This is a genomic window from Paraburkholderia sp. BCC1886 (genome assembly GCF_900996245.1).
In the GTDB taxonomy this organism is placed as follows: domain Bacteria; phylum Pseudomonadota; class Gammaproteobacteria; order Burkholderiales; family Burkholderiaceae; genus Paraburkholderia.
This window is the reverse complement of the sequence record NZ_CAAJGK010000056.1, coordinates 1-16,997: the sequence shown is the minus strand read 5'-3', so window position 1 is coordinate 16,997 and position 16,997 is coordinate 1. Positions and strand designations below refer to the sequence as shown.

The window sequence follows — 16,997 nt, the reverse complement described above, 5'->3', positions numbered from 1 at the left end:
GGCGACACGGACACGATATGGGAGCATCACGCGGTTGCCTCCGGTTCGGGCGGAGTGGGCGCGCTCAGCGTGGCCGGGAACAGCGACAGACGCAAGCCGATCAGCGCATGCAACGCATCGCGCGAGTGGCGCACCGAGCCCGGCAGCACCGGGCTCGCCGGGTCCGGTGTGACGATACCGTGAGCCGTGACGCGGGCCACGGCGGTGTCGATCGACGTCCTCAGGTCCTCGGGCACCTGCGTGCGTGCGCGACCGATTGCGCAGCCTTCGTAGTAGCGGCGCACGCCGTCGAGCACGTGGTCGATGGCGGCGGGCGCGTCGCCGTTCAGCTTGCGGGTCAGGCGCCGCAGATCGAGCGCGTTGAACGCGATGCGCAGGTCGCGGAAGCTTTCGATCGACGGATGGCGGTTGTCGTCGGTCGCGGCGAGACGCGGGATCAGTTGCATCAAGCGGTCGAGCATGCGGGCGGCGAGATTGCGCGGGTCGTCGATAGGACGCGTGGAGGCGGTCAGCGCGACGTCGGCCCAGCTCGAGCGCAACAGGCGCGAGGCCGCGAATTCCGCGCCGAACGGCCGCGTCACGCGGGTCCACAGGTACGCATAAAGAAGGCCGGCGAGGCCTGCCAGATTGCTGTTCAGGAACACCAGAAAGTCGGCTTCATAAGCGCTCTGAATACTGATGAAGGTGGCCGTGTTGACGGCGACCAGCATCGTCGCGACGTTGAACTGCGGCCGCGGAATCAGCGTGCCCACCAGAATGAACGGCGCCGCGAAGAGGATGACGAGCATCGTGAAGTCGTGCACGTTCGGCAGCACGGCGAACAGGTACAGGCCCGCGGCTATCACGGCGACACCCGTGGCCCAGAAAAATTTGAACACCAGCGGCGCCGGTTCGTCGAGCGACGCGAAGAAGCAGCACGCCACCGCTGCCAGCGTGACGGCCCCGGCGCCGTCGGCCCAACCGGAACTGATCCACAGCGCGCAGGCCAGCACGACCGCGAGTCCCGCCGAGACCGTCGAAAACAGCATGATGCCGCGGTCGAAGAACTGCTCGGTGCCGCCCAGCCGCCAGTGACGGAAACGTGGTCGCCACGTGCCTTCTTCGCGCGAGATGATGACGCGCAGCGCGCGGCAATCCTGCCAGACGTCGATTACCTGTTTCAGCCGCCATAGCGCGCTCGACAGCAGTGCGCCGTCCCAGCTAGCTAGTGCCGCGGCCGGCGGCTGCATCGCCACGATGCGGGCGCGCAGCGCGTCGGCGAGCCGCTCGTGCTCGTTGATGTGGTTAGCGTCGGGCAGCGGCAGATTGAACCATTTGATCGTATCGTCGAGCAGGCTGGTGAGGCCTTCCGGCCAGCTTTGCTGGCCGCTTTCGTATAGCGCGATCAGCGGGTCGGCAAGCGCCGACATCAGCGGCAGCAGCAACTGCATGCGTCCGCGCAACTCCCGTGCGCGCGCGAGGATGTCCGGTCGCGTGTGATCGTAGGCCAGCTGGCTCAGCAGCAGTTCCAGCGCGTTGGTCGTGCCCGCGAGGCGCTGGCGCGCGGCGGAGATAGCGGCGCCGGCGATCCGTCCGGACAGCGTTTCGGTCGAATAGAACGCCGCGTCGCGAAACCACGCGTCGGTCCGCTCGATGATGGTGGGCGCAAGCCGGCTCGGAAACAGCGAACTGCCGATGACGCTCGCGCACACGATGCCCAGCGTGATCTCCTCGAAGCGGCTGAGGGCGAGATCGAACACGCCGTCCGGATTGGTCACCGAGGGAAATGCGATGATCGACAGCGTGTAGGCCGCCAGCATGAAGACGTAATTGCTGGCCGTACGGTTCGAGATGGCCAGATAGAGCAGCGCGCCGGTCCACAGCGCGACCACCACGCTGAACAGATACGGCGACTCCACGAACGGCGGCACCAGCAGCACCGCGGCCGACGCACCCAGCGCGGTGCCGAGCGCGCGATACAGCGCCTTGGAGCGGGTCGCGCCGACGAACGGATTCGACACGATGTAGACGGTGGCCATCGCCCAGTACGGGCGCGGCAGTTCGAGTTTGAGGGCGAGGTACAGCGCGAGCATGGCCGCGGCGAACGTCTTGACGGAAAACAGCCAGTCGCGAAGAGTGGGATAGACCATAAAACCTTAAGCCGTCTCCCCGTCGGCACGATGGCCATCGGCCGACGCTGCCGCGGCGCGTTCCGCGGCTTCCGCCGTGAACGCGGCGAGCACCCGCAGGGTGGCTTCGAGATCGCTGCGTGAAATACCCTTGAGCGCCTGCGCGCGCAATGTGACCAGTTCTTCTTCCATCTTTGCGGTGACCGCGCGGCCTTCGGCCGTCAGCATGACGGTTTTCGCGCGGCGGTCTTCGGGATCTTCGTCGCGGCGCATCAGGCCCGCGGCGCATAGCTGGTCGAGCAGCCGCACGAGCGACGGCCCTTCGATGCCCACGTGATCGGCGAGCGTGACCTGTCGCACCGCCTCGCCGAGCCGGCTGGCGGTGAGCAGTGGTGTGGCGCAGGCTTCGGACACGTTGAAGGTCGCGAGCACCCCGTGGCTCGCGCGCCGCCACTTCCTGGCAGCGACGACCAACGTGCTGCTGACAGTGCGGCGCAAGGTATCGAGATTCGACATGGCCGGTATTGTATGGGCTAAATATTCGTTAGCAAACTATTGATTATGGTTTTTTTTAATCGTGTCTCGCCGATGCGACCGGCACACGCGACGAGGTAACTCCACTAAAATCGGCGGGTTCCATGCCGTAAACCAGAGTGTTGGCCGGAAAAACGCCGGTTTGAATCGTTTATTAAACTAGCTGGGAATTCTCTTGGAAAGCACCGTGACTCAGGAATTCGACAGTGTGACGCTTGCAGCCCTGGCTGCTGCCGAGATCGAGACTCTGGACGCGCTGCCGTTCGGCGTGATCGGTTTCGGTGCCGACGGGAGCGTCATCGTCTATAACGCGTTCGAATCGGCGGGCGCCGGTTTGCGCGCGGCAAATGTCGTAGGGCGGCACGTGTTTGCGGAAGTCGCGCCGTGCATGAACAACTTCATGGTGGCTCAGCGTTTCGAGAACGAACCCGAACTCGATGCCACCTTGCCGTATGTGCTGACCCTGCGGATGCGGCCCACTGCGGTCCGGCTGCGCCTGCTGGGCTCGCCCGACTATCCCACCCGCTTCGTGTTGATCGACCGTCAAGGTCCCCAGTGAATCCCATCGACGACGAAGACAACGCCGACGCCGAGAAGACACTTCAAAGCGAGCATGAGGCGTTGTTGTCGTTCGTCTATATGTCGCCGGTGGGCATTATCCGCAGCGACATCGCGGGCCGGATCGATATGATGAACCCGCTGGCTGCGCAGTTGCTGATGCCGCTGGTGGGTGAGAAGGGCATCGAGAATATCTTCGAGAGTCTCGCGTCGGTCGCGCCGGAGTTGCGCAGCTTCGTGCAGAGTTTCACGGCGGCTCGCGGCCCGGTGTGCGAAAACCATCGTGTATTTGTCACGCCCGCGCATGAACGCGCGATCGTGTTGTCGTGCTCGATCATCAAGATCAGCAACCAGTTGCTGATGACCGTGCTGACCGACATCTCGCGTCAGGTTGCCGCCGAACGGCGCGCGCGGCAGACCGAGTCGTGGCTGGCGGCCATCTATACCAACGTCAAGGACTTCGCGTTCTTTTCGCTCGATGCGCAGGGCTGTGCGATGAGCTGGAACGCTTCCGTGGAACGCGTGACGGGATTCAGCGAAAGCGAGACGCTTGGGCAAACGCTCGCGCATTTTTATTCGCCGGGGCAGTTTTTGCCGCACCGGTCGCCCGAGCATCTGGCGTTCGCGCGCGGTCAGGGCTGGCACGTCGAGGAGTGCTGGTGCAAAACGCGCGACGGGACGCGCTACTGGGGGCAAATTCTGGTGGCGGTGTCACGCGAAGACGATGGCGCGTTCACGGGTTATACGGTTGTGTTGCGCGACATCACCGAGCGCAAGATGACGGCGGACAATCTGAAGCGTCTTCTCACCACGGACCATCTGACCGGCGCCTCGAGCCGCGCGCATTTCTTCGATGTCGCCGAGGCGGAAATCGCGCGGGTGCGTCGTGACGGCGGCACGCTCTCGCTCGTGATGCTCGACGCCGATCACTTCAAACAGATCAACGATACCGCCGGCCATCTGGCGGGAGACGAAGTGCTCAAGCGGATCGTCGTCGAGGCGAAGCAGTTGCTGCGCGAACAGGACGTATTCGCCCGGGTCGGCGGCGAGGAGTTCGTGCTGATGCTGAGCGGCGCCGATGCCGCGCACGCCGCGCAGATCGCCGAGCGCCTGCGTGCGGCGATCGAGGCGGCGCGCGTGGTGACCGATGCGGGTGAGTTGCGGGTGACGGTGAGTCTGGGGTGCGTGACGCTGAGTGAGTCTTGCGCGACGTTGCGCGGGCTGCTGGATGCTTCGGATCGGGCGCTGTATGAGGCGAAGAGTGCGGGGAGGAATTGTGTGCGGTGAGGGGCTTGTGTTCGGCCGCGCCCGGCGTAACGCTGTTTGCTGGCTGGCCTGTACCGAGATGATCGTTCGCTAGCTGCTGAGGATTTGGATACGTCGCTTGGCTTTTTCTGGGCGTAAAGTTGTTATGTCCCGGTTGATGCTTATTTTGTTTTGCTTCTTCATAGTTGAGTCATTTTTGTCTCTATTAAAGATAGCATTACTTGGTACACCGCCCTGCGTTCCCTGCGTCGGCACCATCGCAACCGCACACACTGGCGGCACACACACACCGCAACAGGATCAGCCAAACCACTGTTACGGCCGATTTCCTATTCTGAGATATTGCACGACTGCAAACACACAAAAGACTGAACCTAGTAAAGAACCCTTAACGAACACATCTTCAGCATCATGCCAACTCCATAGGTGGCTGCCACCATAAAACAACTTCGCCATGTAAATAATCGCGACCTTTATGGTCGCCACACCAAGCAGCGAGATAGCGAAGGCATAAACAAAGAGAAGCAGCAACCGAATCATTTCTTGCCCATATGATTTTTGACGCTGTTGATTTCAGCATTACTGAACTCCGACCCGAAGCCTCCACCAACTGAAGAGCCGATAGTCGATAGATTGTTCGGTATAAGGAGGTTCGATCCCGACGGCCCAGCCCATTTCCCGACATCCGCCCAACCCGAACTATTGATCGTTGGCCGCAGGATGGAGTTGATCCCTGTAGCCATGCCATTGCTAACACCATAACCAAAGGCTGCGCCAGCACTGCTTACTGCGCCGCCAAACAGGATGCTGTCGCTCTTAGCGTATACGACGTTATTGATCGCCGTGCCTGTCGCACCACTCACGCCATTTACAAACACGTTCCATCCCAGCGCGCCGGATACACCAACGCCGCCCGATATCGCAGCAATGGCCACGTCAATGGGGTTGACCGTTCCGTTCTGGTAATACTGCGAAGCCGCATTGATGCCTGCGCTAATCGCGCCGGTGCCCGTCGGCGATGTTCACGCTTCTGAACCCAATGCCCCACCCGCGCTGAGGATCGGTGCGCCCGGCAACGCTGCAACCGGTCCAGCGACAGCGATACCGCCCGCGAGTGCTGCGGCGCCAATCGTCCCTTTCGTATAGGCATCACGATACGCTGCGTCGCGATTGACCGAGTTCGCGACATTACCTGCTGCCGGCCGGTTCAGTCCTACGCCGCTCGGGTAGTACTTCGCGTACATGTCCGGGTTCGCCTTCTGATCGGGTGTCGCGTAGTACATATAGCCCGGTCCGCTGTTGCCATCACCCGAAAGCATCCCATGCGCCTGACCCAGAAACGCTTGGGCATTCTGGTCCCAGGCGCCCGCCGACCCGTTCTGCACCTGCCGGTCGGCTTGCGCAGTCAAGGCGCCAATCGCCTGATCGATGGTGATCCCTTGCTGCTTCCAGGTCGAGCACGGCAGGCTCGTCATTACCCCAGACTGAACCACCCCATAAACAACAGACCCGGCGCAAGGCCGGGTCTGTTGATTCAGCTAAAGAACATGCTCTTTATCACCACGTACGCGATGAAGCTCATCATCGTCGTGAAGACGCTCCACCAAACGATTTTTTGCGTCCGAGATTTTGGCGTTGATGTAATCGAAGGTCCCATAGTGCTACCACCTGATTCCAGTCTTACCTTGATCGTTAGAGAAGCCCCAGCCCACTGATGCAGGGTTATCGGTCTTGCCTACGTTTGTACCCGCTCCGAAACCGATGACAGTCGCAGTTCCATTTCCAGGCGACACCATAATGCCGCCGCCCAAACCACCGTATAGAGCAGAGCCACCACCGGCATATCCTCCGGCGAAATTATTCGTCTGCCCAGGGCTGACTGATGTTGTGTTCAGATAGCCAGCGGAAACATTAACTCCAGCGCCTACGGAATTTGGAATGCCAAGATTCACACCATATCCAAAGAACGAATTCCCATCGCGCGTAAACGTCCCCCACATACTCCCCACGAAGTAATCCACCTGGAAGTTCACAGTGTCCGGCAACCGGAACAGCCCCGGATTCGAGCCCGTAGTCGTGGCCTGATACGTCAGGCCGCTGCCCTGTGCACCATTCACAATGTACGCCTGCAAATTGGGATCGCCCGCACCAAGGCTCTGCGCCCACACCTGCTGTCCAGCCTGGTTCACGCCGTACGGCGTCTAGCTCGTTCCATCGTTGGGCTGATCCCCGACCGCCACCCGCACACCGCCCGATTCTGCAGGTACATGACCGAACCTGAGCCGAGGCCATGCTGCAACGACGCAGCACACGCAACTGAGCAACACCCATAAACAGCAAACCCGGCCGCGGCCGGGTTTGCTGTTTCAATGGATTAAACCAAGTTTATAAATCCAGATACCAGCAATTAGGGCAAATCCAAGAGCGATAGCAATCCAATAGATCATCTTTTGACCTCTGCTCAGCTTCTGGTATTCACCTGGCTTAAACGATGGTCCAGCCATAATTTTCCCTTCTATTTTTTCATCTCGAACCCGTAACTAACAGGGTTCACTGCCGTACCCGGCGGGAAACTAAGACCATACTCTATGGAAGTCTGGCCACCATATGCATGACTAACGCCACCACCGGCGCCAATGGCCGGGAAGCCAGGGACAGGTACGAAGGTAGACGCATTAGCGCCTCCACCTGCCAAGTATGAGCTCGTCCCGTCTGCACCACCGCCACCAAGAATACTCCCGAACGTCACTGAAAGACCCGGGTTCAATGAGTCGCGGCAGCGCTCACGCCGTTGCGTGTTGTCGTGCTGTCGCTGCCACTGTCGTGCCGGCTAAGGGCAGGCGTGATATCAAAGCCACCGTCACCTGCCTGGATGCCAGCCTGTTCGTACACGCCTGCATAGCTGCCGGTTGCATTGGCATTCCTGTGACTGAAGCTCGCGCTGCCGCCACCCTGACTGATCGCGAACGGCATGACTGCCGCGGCCGGGTTGTCTGTTTCAGCAGTATGCGTTGTGGTGAATTAGCCCGCTTCAGGGCAAACAACGTGCTTCAATTGCATTCGGCCTTCATGCTTGCGTGCTAACCAACCGAAATCTTTCACAACAATCGGCTGTCCGCAGACGAAGCACTGATTTGGCCATCCATGAGCACGCCAATTTGCGATTTCCTGGAACTCAACACCATGTGCATATGCAGTCCACTCTTGTCGAGACATACCTAAAGCCTCATGCACAGGAACAATCCTGCTCATATCTGTCAGGATTTCACTGAGAATGTCTTCGGCCTGCTCATCTGTGATCTGACCTTCAATAAGGTCTTGCAATACATTGTGTTTTTCCATGGCTTTAACGGCTATTCAGTTTTCGACCAGGAACGGCATCTTTGTACATATCACCCGACACTGGGTCCATTGAACCCAAATGCACACCATGTTTGTTGTAAACCTCAATGTCGTTATGCGTGTAGTCCCATTCATAAAACAGCTTTCCGTCTGTCTTCACACCGTTTCCAGCACTGTCAAGACCGTGCCAAACGGGACTGTCAGCTTTTGACGGATTAGCCTGACGAGCATCACCCCCGTCGCTATTCTCGCTATTGAAGATAGCATTACTCGGCACGTACCATGACGTTCCCGGCGTTACAACCGGCACGGCAGCACACAACGGCGGCACGGCACATACCGGAACAAGCGCTGCCAAACCACCGGCCGCCGGTGGCTTCGAGTTGCCACTTGGCCCATTCAGATCGCCTGGATCAACATACGGCCCCTGCGGGCCGTTCACATTCACCAACGCCGCGAACTGGTTCGCCAGGTTCTCCGCGCCACGTCCCGCGCTCGCGAGTTGATCGCCAATCCAGCCAAGCGCCGAATTCGACGTGCTGCCCTGGCCGTCCCCGTTACCTGTGCTTCGATTGTAGAGATCCGTATTGCTCGCTGTGAACGCGCCCGTCGGGCCGCCGATCAGGAACCCGCCTGCACCAGCCACGACATTGGACAGCACGTTACCTACTGCGAGCGCCGCATCGCCACCGCCCAGTGAGTTCCGTGTGGCGTTGGCCAGACGGTTCAGATCGCCCGCCGCCCACGCTGCGATACCCGCACCCGCCGCGCCTTGTGCCGCGCTTCCGATGCTGCCGCCACCCAGACCGGCGATCAATGCACCGCCCGCAATATGCAGCGCTGTTCTGTTCGTCCCACCCTCATCCCACTCCGGATTGCCCGTTGCTCTTGTCTGCTCGTCGGCGTAGTCGCCAATGCGTCGGGAGACTGCTTCACCTGCAGCGCCTGAAGCTGACATCCTGTCGGCCTGTTGATCGAGCAGGCGGTTCACGTGGGGCAGTCTTGCGATCGTGCCGTTCGTGTTCGACGTGTCACGGTTCAGACTTGCAATGTCCTGTAATTGAATCGCCGGATCGGTGACGCTGATCGTGCCTGCGCTGATACCGCTATGTGTGATGGCGCCATCGCTCCCGTGATTGTCCTGACTGGGCATCGGCGAACCGCCGCCAGTGTTCCTGCCCGACGTGTTGCCATGGGTGCTGTAGTTCGCGCCGCCGTCATCGGTCGATGCGCCTGCGCTGAAGCCGCCGGAATGCGCGTCGTAGCTGGACTGGTTCTGGATATCGCTGAAGCTCAGGGTGCCTGTCGACAGATGGTTCTTTAACGGATCGGCATCGCCCGCGATTACGGCGCCCAAAAGGTCCTCCGTATTGCCGTGAATACGCACACCCAACCCGCCCGCCGTTGTCGATCCGGCAACGTCAGACGCGACGCGGCTTTGAGCGCAGCAATTTCCCGGATGCAGTTCTTCACGACAGATTTTTGCCCCGACGCGGGTTTTGGTCAGAAGGCGCGAGTCTGCCAGAGGACGCATTCCGTCCATGTCAAGCACATCGCATCATGAGGCAACTTCGTCCCGCCTGGTTTGACGGCTCCCGAAGGGAGACGGCAATTCGTATTCCCTGGATGCAGATCGCCGATGATCTGCTCGAACGCGCAGGTTTCCTGCCCGGCGAGCAAGTCATGTTCAGCGTCGATCACCGGAGCGGCCGCATCACCATTACCCCGGACTATGACTACAGGGTCGCCGGCAGATACATGACCGGGCCCGAGGTCGAAGCCATGCTGCAAAGACGCCGCAAACGCAACTGAACAACTCACAAACAACAAACCCGGCCAGCGCCGTAATGCCGTTCAGTCAAGCAACTGAACGGCATTTTTTATTGGTTGCGCAAAGTAGTTGTAAACCGGTCGTGGCGGTGTTAACTTGCATCGCCATGCTGGTTGATGATCTGCGCCTCCTTGTTGACTCACAGCCGCCGCTCGAATGGGGACGGCTGGGTGAGCATCTGCCGTACGTATGGATCGAGTCTGCGGTGCAGGCGAGTGGGACTGCCAGCGTTCGTCGTCGCCGGCTTCCCGCGCAGCAGGTCGTCTGGCTTGTGATTGCGCTCGCGCTGTACCGGCACCAATCGATCAGCGAGGTCGTCGATGAACTGGACCTTGCATTACCTGTGGCCGACGCATCGTTTGTCAGTAAAAGCGCCATCACCCAGGCACGGCAGCGCGTGGGCGCGGCGCCACTGGCGTGGCTGTTTCAAGAATCAGCCAGAAACTGGATCGCGCAGGATCAGGACCACTATCTCTTCAAGGGATTCTCGCTGTTCGCGATGGATGGCACCACGCTGCGCACCGCCGACAGTGCTGCCAATCGCAAGCATTTCGGCTCCTCTGCCGCCGTTAATGGCCGCATCGGCAGCTATGCGCAACTGCGTGCGGTGACCCTCACCGCGCTTGCCACGCATCTGGTGCGCGATGCAGTGTTCGGGCCTTACGACATCAACGAAATGGTCTCGGCGCGCGAGCTCATTGCCCGTGTGCCGGCCAATTCCATCACCGTCTTCGACCGCGGGTTCATGTCGGCCCAACTGCTGTGCAATCTGGTCTGGCACGGCCAGAACCGGCATTACATCATTCCAGCCAAATCCAATTTGCGCTGCGAGGTCGTGAGCGGGGGGCACGGTGACCAGATCGTACGTATGCGCGTCTCACCGCAGGCCCGCGCAAAGTGCCCGGATTTGCCCGAATCCTGGCAGGCGCGCGCCGTGCTCGCCGTGGATGGAAGTGGGCGGCAACGCACGCTGCTGACGTCGCTGACTGATCGAAGACGCTTCAAGGCTGCCGACATTGTGGCGTGCTACGAGCGCCGCTGGCAGATCGAGACCAGCTACCACGAGTTCAATCAGTCGATGCTGGGTATGGAGCTGACCCTTCGCAGCCAGACCGTGTAAGGCGTCTACCAAGAATTCTGGGGCGCACTGATCGCCTACAAGCTGATACGCCTGGAGATGACCAAAGCCGCCTTGGCGGCCGGCCGTGCCCCCAATGAGTTGAGCTTCATCCGCGCATTCCACACCGTTCAGTACGAAATGACGTGGGCCGCCGTAACGCGCTCTTACGGCAAACTGCCCGCGCTGCTTAAGCGCCTGCGCGAGCGGCTCACAAAGCTTCTCAATGAATAACGGCCCGGGCGCAGTTGCGCTCGGGCTGTCAAATCGCGACCGTTTTCGTTACACCGTCCGGGTCCTAAAAAGAGACCTTAACTGAACGGCATTGCGGCCAGCGCCGGGTTTGTTGTTATTCGTCTTTGTTCTTCTTTAGCTCACGCAACTCCTTGACGAGTTGATACGTGACGCCCCCAAACAGAATAGCGAACAGCGGCATCAGTATCAGAAGAGGTTTCAGGCCTGCACCATGCCCAACCGAAATAGCAAGCGCAAAACCTACAATCCCTACCGCACCAGAGTAGGCTATTAAGGCTCGTTTCATGAGCGCGCGAAGCTTGGCTTGCGCATCTTTAGACCGTGTCATTTATGTTGGGTAATAGCGTTCTGGAATGGCCCACTCAAACCTTGAATCACATTATTGAGTAAGTTACCCAAAGTGCCGGGAAACAGAAGCTTCGTCATCCCACCCGCAGCAGCAGAACCAGCAGCAAATCCGCCAGAGTCATCCGGACTGGCTTGGTGAGTAACCGCTGCCGAACCAAACGCGCCAGTTCCTGCCACGACGGCATTGTAGCCATTGGCCGCAATCTTTCCGGCCGCTCCCATGCCGATAATCACAGTGTCTGCAATGGCAAATGGATAGAGGGCGCCATTTATCATGCCCGTGGTGTATGACTTCGTGAAGTCCGGCTTGTCCTTCGACAGGCCCATCGCGTAACTGACAGCATCTCCTTCATAATCAAATCCACCAGCCAGTGCAGCAGCAGCCAGCGCTTCCGGCCCGATCAATGCCAGCGCGGCAGCTGGCGCTCCATACGCCGCCGCTGTCTGCATGTTCGCCAAAGCCGCATCCGCATTCCCACTCTGCGCCTGAAACGCGGCCTGCAATACCGCCTCACTGCACTGTGCGCCAGCACCGCACGCCTGCAACACCAGATCCTTTGGCACAGATCCATCATGAGCGGATCTGTTGTAGAGATCGACGCTCGATCCCGAGAACGCGCCCGCATCGCCGCCCACTGCCACACCCGCACCCGTCGCAATCGCGTTCGCAACGATGTTGCCCAGCGCCTTGTTCATATCGGCGTTGCCGGTCGGGTTCGAGCCGGCAATTGCTCTGCTCAGTTCGTTCAGCTTACCCGCGGCGATTGAAGCGATACCCGCTCCGGTTGCACCCGCAACCGCATTACCACCACCGAGCCCTGTCACCAGCGCCGCACCCGCTCCCTGCATCATCGCCCGATTCGGGCCGCCGTCCTTCCACGCCGCAATGCCCGCCTGATCTCCCGCATCCCGCGCCTCCTGCAGACGCCGGTCCGCATAGTTGCCGATCTGCGTCGCCACTGCCTGAACGGCTGCGCTCGCCGCACCCATCATGTCGGCCTGCCTGTCCAGCAGGTTGTTCAGGTCCGGCGCTTTCGTGACCATTCCATTCGTGTCCGCGGTGTCGCGCTTCAGGCTCGCCACGTCCTGCGTCTGATGGTCTGCGTCAGTAATATTGATCGCGCCGCCGCTGACGCCGCTGCGTGTTGTCGCGCTGTCACTGCCACTGTCGTGCTGGCTTAGGGCACGCGTGATACCGCCCGAGTTCGGCACCGAGGCCGGTCCCACCACCTTGTCCGGCAAGCCCATTGAAGCCCCGGCCGAGATCGCGTTGCTTTTCGTATCGTAGTTCGAACTGTTCGCGATATTGGAGTAGGTCAGCGTGCCGGTCGTCAGGCTGTTCTTGTCCGCGGTGGCCATACTGGCAATGGTTGCCCCTGTGAGGTCGGTATTGCCTTTCACGCTGATATCGAAGCCACCGTCACCCGCCTGGATGCCGGCCTGCCCGGTGACTGCTGCATAGCTGCCGGTTGCATTGGCATTTGTGTGACTGAAGCTCGCACTGCCGCCACCCTGACTGATCGCAAATCCGCCGCCCGTGCTCTCGTGATGCGCGGCGCCCGACATCGTGTCCTGCACGCTCGCGATGTTGAGGTTACCGCCGATATCGGCTGTTACCTGACGGGCATTCACAGTCGCGCCGATGATGTTCGTATCGCCGCCCGAGACGATCGTCGCCGTGTTCGTCGCCGTCACCTGCGTGCTGTTCTGCATCGCCGCATCACTGCTGGCGTTGCCGTGCGCTTTCGCCATCGACGCCGACACACCGAAACCCTGCGTGCCATACGACACGCCGACACTCGCGCTGCCGAACTCACTGGTGCTGCGGGTCGAGTCAGTATCGGTGGTGTGGATGAGGTTGACCTGATTCTTCGCGGCGAGAATGACATCGGTGGCATGCACATTAGCGCCCGCAATCGTGACGTTGCCGCTAGCCGCCGTATCGTTTCCGGTCGCCACGAACGCAGCGGTGCCTCCTGCGCTCACGCCCGACCCGCGATTCGTCGTCGAGTCTTCGGTGAACGTGTCGCGGCTGTGGCTGCTGCCGTAGCTCAGTTCGAGCTTGCCTTCGGGCCTGTTGCCGCTGGTGAGGTCGTTCAATGCGGGCCCGGCTGCACCGTAGGCGTCATACACACCGCTCGCGGCCGCCATGCCGTGCAGCGCCGCTGCACGGTCATCCTGACTGTGGCTCGCCGCATGCGTCTGGTCGACCGCATTCGAGACCGCATCGAGCACCGGCGCCCTGACCGCCAGCGTGAAGCCGTTCCGGCTCACTTCGTGCGTCTCGTCGTGATGGGCGGTGTCGGTGGCGGCGTCGATCGTCACATTCGCACCGGTCCCTGTGACGTTCTGTGCGGCGATCAGATGGCTGCCTGTCACATGGAGGTCCGCGCCGGCGGTCAGACTCACGCTGCCGTCCGTGCTGCCAATAAGACTGCCCGTGTTGCTCACCGTCCGGTCGTGTGCCGTATCCTTCGTGTCGACCGTGCCGTACAACACGCCCACCCCGCCAGCACTGCCGAGGCCGGTTTTTATGGTCTGGTGGAAGCGGCCGGTGTCGCTGGTGTCCTGCGTCGTGTCGATGACGAGGTTGTTAGCAGCCGCCAGCGTCACGTCGTGCGTCGCGGCGACCGTCGATCCGCTGACCGTCATGTCATGCCCCGCCACACCGGTGACCGTATCGCCTGACACCGTCGAACCATTTGCAAGCACCTGATGCGAACTGCTCGTCCCGGTCGTCGTTTCCGTCGACAGGAAGCCCGTATGTCGGGTCTGCGACCAGCTCTGCGAATCGTGCGCTTCGCTCACGCTGCCGAGCGTGATATCGCCCGTTGAAACGAGTGCCACGCCGCCCGCGCCTGCCGAAACCGACGAACCGGTGATCGTCAGCGTGCCGCTGCCACCCTGTCCCGCGGCGAGCGTCATGTTCCCGCCCGCACTGATAGTGGACCCCCGCACCGATTCGTCGTAGCTGGAACTGCTGTGATGCGACAGTTCGCCGCCCAGAGACTGCTCGTTGTGTGACTGCGTATCCTTCGTCGCTGTGACCGTCAGGTTACCGCTCGCGACCATCGCGGCATTGCCGCCAGCGGTGACGGTCGCACCCGTGAGCGTCGTATCGCGCCCCGACAGCGTGGCCAGATCGCCACCTGCCGTGATCGCGCCACCCAGATTCTGCGTGATCGCCGTGTGACTGCCGTTCATTCCATTGCGCGTCTGCACGTCCTGCGTCGAGGCCAGCGTTGCCGTACCGGCATTGATATCTCGCCCTGCTGCGATGACTGCATCGCCGCCTGCCCGGATCGTCGCGCCCGTCAAGGTGACATCACGACCCGCGAGGATCGTTGCGCTTCCCGTCGCCGAGATCGTCCCGACCGCATCGATGCCGGTGCCCGTAATGCTGCCCGTAATGCTGCCCGTGACAGTTTCCGATCCGAACGCCTTCGACACGCCGTACGTCAACGTCCCGTTGACCACATCACGACCGGCCTGCATGATGACATCACCGCCACCGATGCGGCCACTCAGGTTACGCACATCCTCAACCGCCGCCACGACAGTCGTGCCCGCACTGCCGATCACTCCGCTGTTCACGACAGTGTTCCCCACGACAGTCGTCGCCAGACTGCTCACGACATGACCGCTGCTGTTCACGTCACCCGTCGCCTTCAGGTTCACCGCGTTCCCCGCTACCAGCGCGCCGCTGTGCGTGAGGTCGACCGTGTCCGGCTTCGCGAGATACACCTGCGGCACCAGCACCGTCTGGTGCGAGCCGTCCGGCAGCGTCACATCCTGCGAGACGAGCCACACCATGCCGGTTGTCAGCTGCGCCATCTGCGACGCGCTTAACGCGATGCCAGGCGCGAGCCCAAACTCCTGCGCATACGCGACACCGCTGTTCATCAGCGCGGTGTATTCGGACAGACTGTCGGAATAGCCGTCGAGGAAGGTGCGCCCGGTCAGCTGTGTCACCTGGTTGCGGATCAGCATCTGCTCATAGACGCCGTCGCCCAGCCGTTTGATCGTCTTCTGCGGATCGATGCCCAGCTGACCCAGCATGTAATCGCTGCTGATAAAGCCCGAATACTGCGTGAAACGCGGATCGGTGACGACCAGGTATGACGCCTCGGGCGCAGTGCTGTAGGTGTAGAGCCCGTTCGTGGGGAGGGTCAGGTTCGCGATGCCGGTCGTCTGCGCCCGGTCTGGCGCGCCGCTGAGGGTCCCTGCCTGCGTGCCGGCCTGCATCCCGTCACCACTACCACCCGTCACCCCCGAACCCGCTACCGTCTGCCCCTGACGGTCCACCGAACCGATCGTGATCGTCCGGGCGTCGGTCTGCACGGTCTGGTTCGAGCTCGCGATCGCGGGGAGGGCATCCACGGTCGTTCGCGATTGCGTGATGCCGTCCGGCACCGTCTGCGTATCGCTGTCACCGCCGGTCTTCTGGTGCCAGTAGAACGTCGACGCAGATTCCCGGGTAAGGGTCTGCTGCAGCACCGTCCCTGAATCGGTGACGCTTCCGCCTTCGGCGCGCCGCACCAGATCGCCACCGGCCGCGATCGTCGACGATTCGTTGCCGATGCTGCCGCCATCCGCATTGATACGGATCGCCCCCTGCGCCTGGATCGTCGCTGCATGGCCCGCATCCACGAGCCGGTCGGTCGAAGCCGTCGTCGTGAGCGTGCGTGAGACCTCGCTGTAATCGTGGGAATCATCGCCGAGGCTGTGGTTCACGATCAGCTCATCAGGGCGGATATTCTTCGCCGGATCGAAGTCCGGCCACAGGGTGATCGTGTAGGTGTCGCCGTTATCGGTCAGGTCCGTGTACCACTGCACCGGGTTCGTGCCGATCTGACGCGTCTGCAGGACCGGTAAGGGATTGCAGTTCAGGCCGTTGGCGTCACACGTCATCGTCGTGTGGGTGCTGTCGTAGAACTGCTCCGTGATGCCCTGGGTTAGCGTCAGCGTGTTCGCGGTCGTATCCAGGTTCGTCACCTGGGCCTTCGGGACCGTCACGGTGACGGGTGCCCGCAGATCGTCCACGATCTCTTCCTTGTACGGCGCCTGATCCTGTTTCCAGGTCCATTGCGGGAAGGTGAGGCTGAAGTGGCTGCCGAGCGCGTCGCCAATCGGGATGCCCGCGGTCCAGGTGGTGAGTGTGGTGGTGGTGGTTTGCGGTGCGCCTGCGCCGGTGAGGATGCCAGTGCGGACATTGCTGACCCCGTGGGCCGCGATGTCGATATCGCCCTCTGCCTCGATGGTTGCGGCGCGGTTTGTGAGCGTGCCGGTCTGGTGAGCCAGCAGGCACGACGCGTCGCGCGTGCCGTCCTTTGCGATTTCCAGATTCCCGGCGCTGTAGATCAGCGCGCCGTCGGCGTTGGTGACGGAGTCCTGCGCGTAGAGGTGGACGCTGTTTGCGCCTGCGATCACCGCAGCAGCGCCTGTGTTCTGCACGTTGGCTGCATTCACGGTTACGTCGTTGCCGATGACCGTGCCCGTATTGGCAAGGCTCACGCTGTTCGTCGTGACGGTGTCGCCTTCGATCCGGCCAGCGTTGATCAGTGTGCCCGCGGCATTGACGGTAGTCGCCGAAGAATTGATGTCGCCGCCCACCGTGTTCACGACGTCGACCCCGCTC

Annotated in this window: 13 protein-coding genes and 3 pseudogenes; 4 read left to right on the top strand and 12 right to left on the bottom strand. The window is 61.3% G+C overall.

The genetic code is table 11. The annotated features are described in order from the left end of the window. Positions 1-26 precede the first annotated feature (26 nt). Positions 27-2,129 carry an FUSC family protein gene (locus FQ746_RS21540; protein WP_144111679.1) on the bottom strand — a complete coding sequence of 701 codons (2,103 nt, stop codon included), beginning with the start codon at positions 2,127-2,129 and terminating at the stop codon, positions 27-29. A 6-nt stretch (positions 2,130-2,135) separates the two neighbouring features. Then, the gene (locus FQ746_RS21535) at positions 2,136-2,624 is read right to left on the bottom strand and encodes a MarR family winged helix-turn-helix transcriptional regulator (RefSeq protein ID WP_144111678.1); all 489 of its coding nucleotides are present in this window, start codon (positions 2,622-2,624) and stop codon (positions 2,136-2,138) included. A gap of 205 nt (positions 2,625-2,829) precedes the next feature. On the opposite strand from FQ746_RS21535, the gene FQ746_RS21530 reads away from it, so the two are divergent. Then, positions 2,830-3,201, top strand: a complete 372-nt coding sequence (locus FQ746_RS21530; RefSeq protein WP_144111677.1) for a phosphonate transporter — start codon at positions 2,830-2,832, stop codon at positions 3,199-3,201. After that, positions 3,198-4,487: a sensor domain-containing diguanylate cyclase gene (locus tag FQ746_RS21525; RefSeq protein WP_144111676.1), complete on the top strand. Its 1,290-nt coding sequence runs from the start codon at positions 3,198-3,200 to the stop codon at positions 4,485-4,487. Before FQ746_RS21530 ends, FQ746_RS21525 begins: the two co-directional genes overlap by 4 nt. A 13-nt stretch (positions 4,488-4,500) precedes the next feature. Here FQ746_RS21525 and FQ746_RS35615 read toward each other — a convergent pair. The 8 genes and pseudogenes from FQ746_RS35615 to FQ746_RS21485 form a co-directional block, all read right to left on the bottom strand. Further along, positions 4,501-4,635: pseudogene (locus tag FQ746_RS35615) on the bottom strand (polymorphic toxin type 50 domain-containing protein); the annotation flags it as partial. A gap of 367 nt (positions 4,636-5,002) precedes the next feature. Further along, a complete protein-coding gene (locus FQ746_RS21515; RefSeq protein ID WP_144111675.1) occupies positions 5,003-5,401 on the bottom strand; it encodes a hypothetical protein in 399 nt (132 codons plus the stop codon). A gap of 87 nt (positions 5,402-5,488) precedes the next feature. Continuing rightward, positions 5,489-5,941 (bottom strand): hypothetical protein, encoded by a 453-nt coding sequence (locus tag FQ746_RS21510; protein WP_144111674.1) that lies wholly within the window; start codon positions 5,939-5,941, stop codon positions 5,489-5,491. Between the two features lie 186 nt (positions 5,942-6,127). Then, positions 6,128-6,634 (bottom strand): hypothetical protein, encoded by a 507-nt coding sequence (locus FQ746_RS21505; RefSeq protein WP_144111673.1) that lies wholly within the window; start codon positions 6,632-6,634, stop codon positions 6,128-6,130. A 347-nt stretch (positions 6,635-6,981) separates the two neighbouring features. Beyond that, positions 6,982-7,215 carry a polymorphic toxin type 22 domain-containing protein gene (locus tag FQ746_RS35610; RefSeq protein WP_409932416.1) on the bottom strand — a complete coding sequence of 78 codons (234 nt, stop codon included), beginning with the start codon at positions 7,213-7,215 and terminating at the stop codon, positions 6,982-6,984. A 14-nt stretch (positions 7,216-7,229) separates the two neighbouring features. Next, positions 7,230-7,439 (bottom strand): hypothetical protein, encoded by a 210-nt coding sequence (locus FQ746_RS21495; RefSeq protein WP_144111671.1) that lies wholly within the window; start codon positions 7,437-7,439, stop codon positions 7,230-7,232. Between the two features lie 48 nt (positions 7,440-7,487). After that, positions 7,488-7,808, bottom strand: coding sequence for a hypothetical protein (locus FQ746_RS21490; RefSeq protein WP_144111670.1), 321 nt, complete (start codon positions 7,806-7,808; stop codon positions 7,488-7,490). A gap of 4 nt (positions 7,809-7,812) precedes the next feature. After that, entirely contained in the window at positions 7,813-9,351 is a 1,539-nt protein-coding gene (locus tag FQ746_RS21485; protein WP_144111669.1) for a colicin E3/pyocin S6 family cytotoxin, read from the bottom strand. Between the two features lie 17 nt (positions 9,352-9,368). On the opposite strand from FQ746_RS21485, the gene FQ746_RS21480 reads away from it, so the two are divergent. Both FQ746_RS21480 and FQ746_RS21475 read left to right on the top strand, forming a co-directional pair. Beyond that, positions 9,369-9,620 carry a type I toxin-antitoxin system SymE family toxin gene (locus tag FQ746_RS21480; RefSeq protein WP_144111668.1) on the top strand — a complete coding sequence of 84 codons (252 nt, stop codon included), beginning with the start codon at positions 9,369-9,371 and terminating at the stop codon, positions 9,618-9,620. 125 nt (positions 9,621-9,745) lie between these two features. Then, positions 9,746-11,075: pseudogene (locus FQ746_RS21475) on the top strand (IS4 family transposase). 30 nt (positions 11,076-11,105) lie between these two features. Here FQ746_RS21475 and FQ746_RS21470 read toward each other — a convergent pair. Continuing rightward, the gene (locus FQ746_RS21470; protein ID WP_144111667.1) at positions 11,106-11,297 is read right to left on the bottom strand and encodes a hypothetical protein; all 192 of its coding nucleotides are present in this window, start codon (positions 11,295-11,297) and stop codon (positions 11,106-11,108) included. Between the two features lie 1,301 nt (positions 11,298-12,598). Next, positions 12,599-16,997 (bottom strand): annotated as a pseudogene (locus FQ746_RS21465) (hemagglutinin repeat-containing protein); the annotation flags it as partial.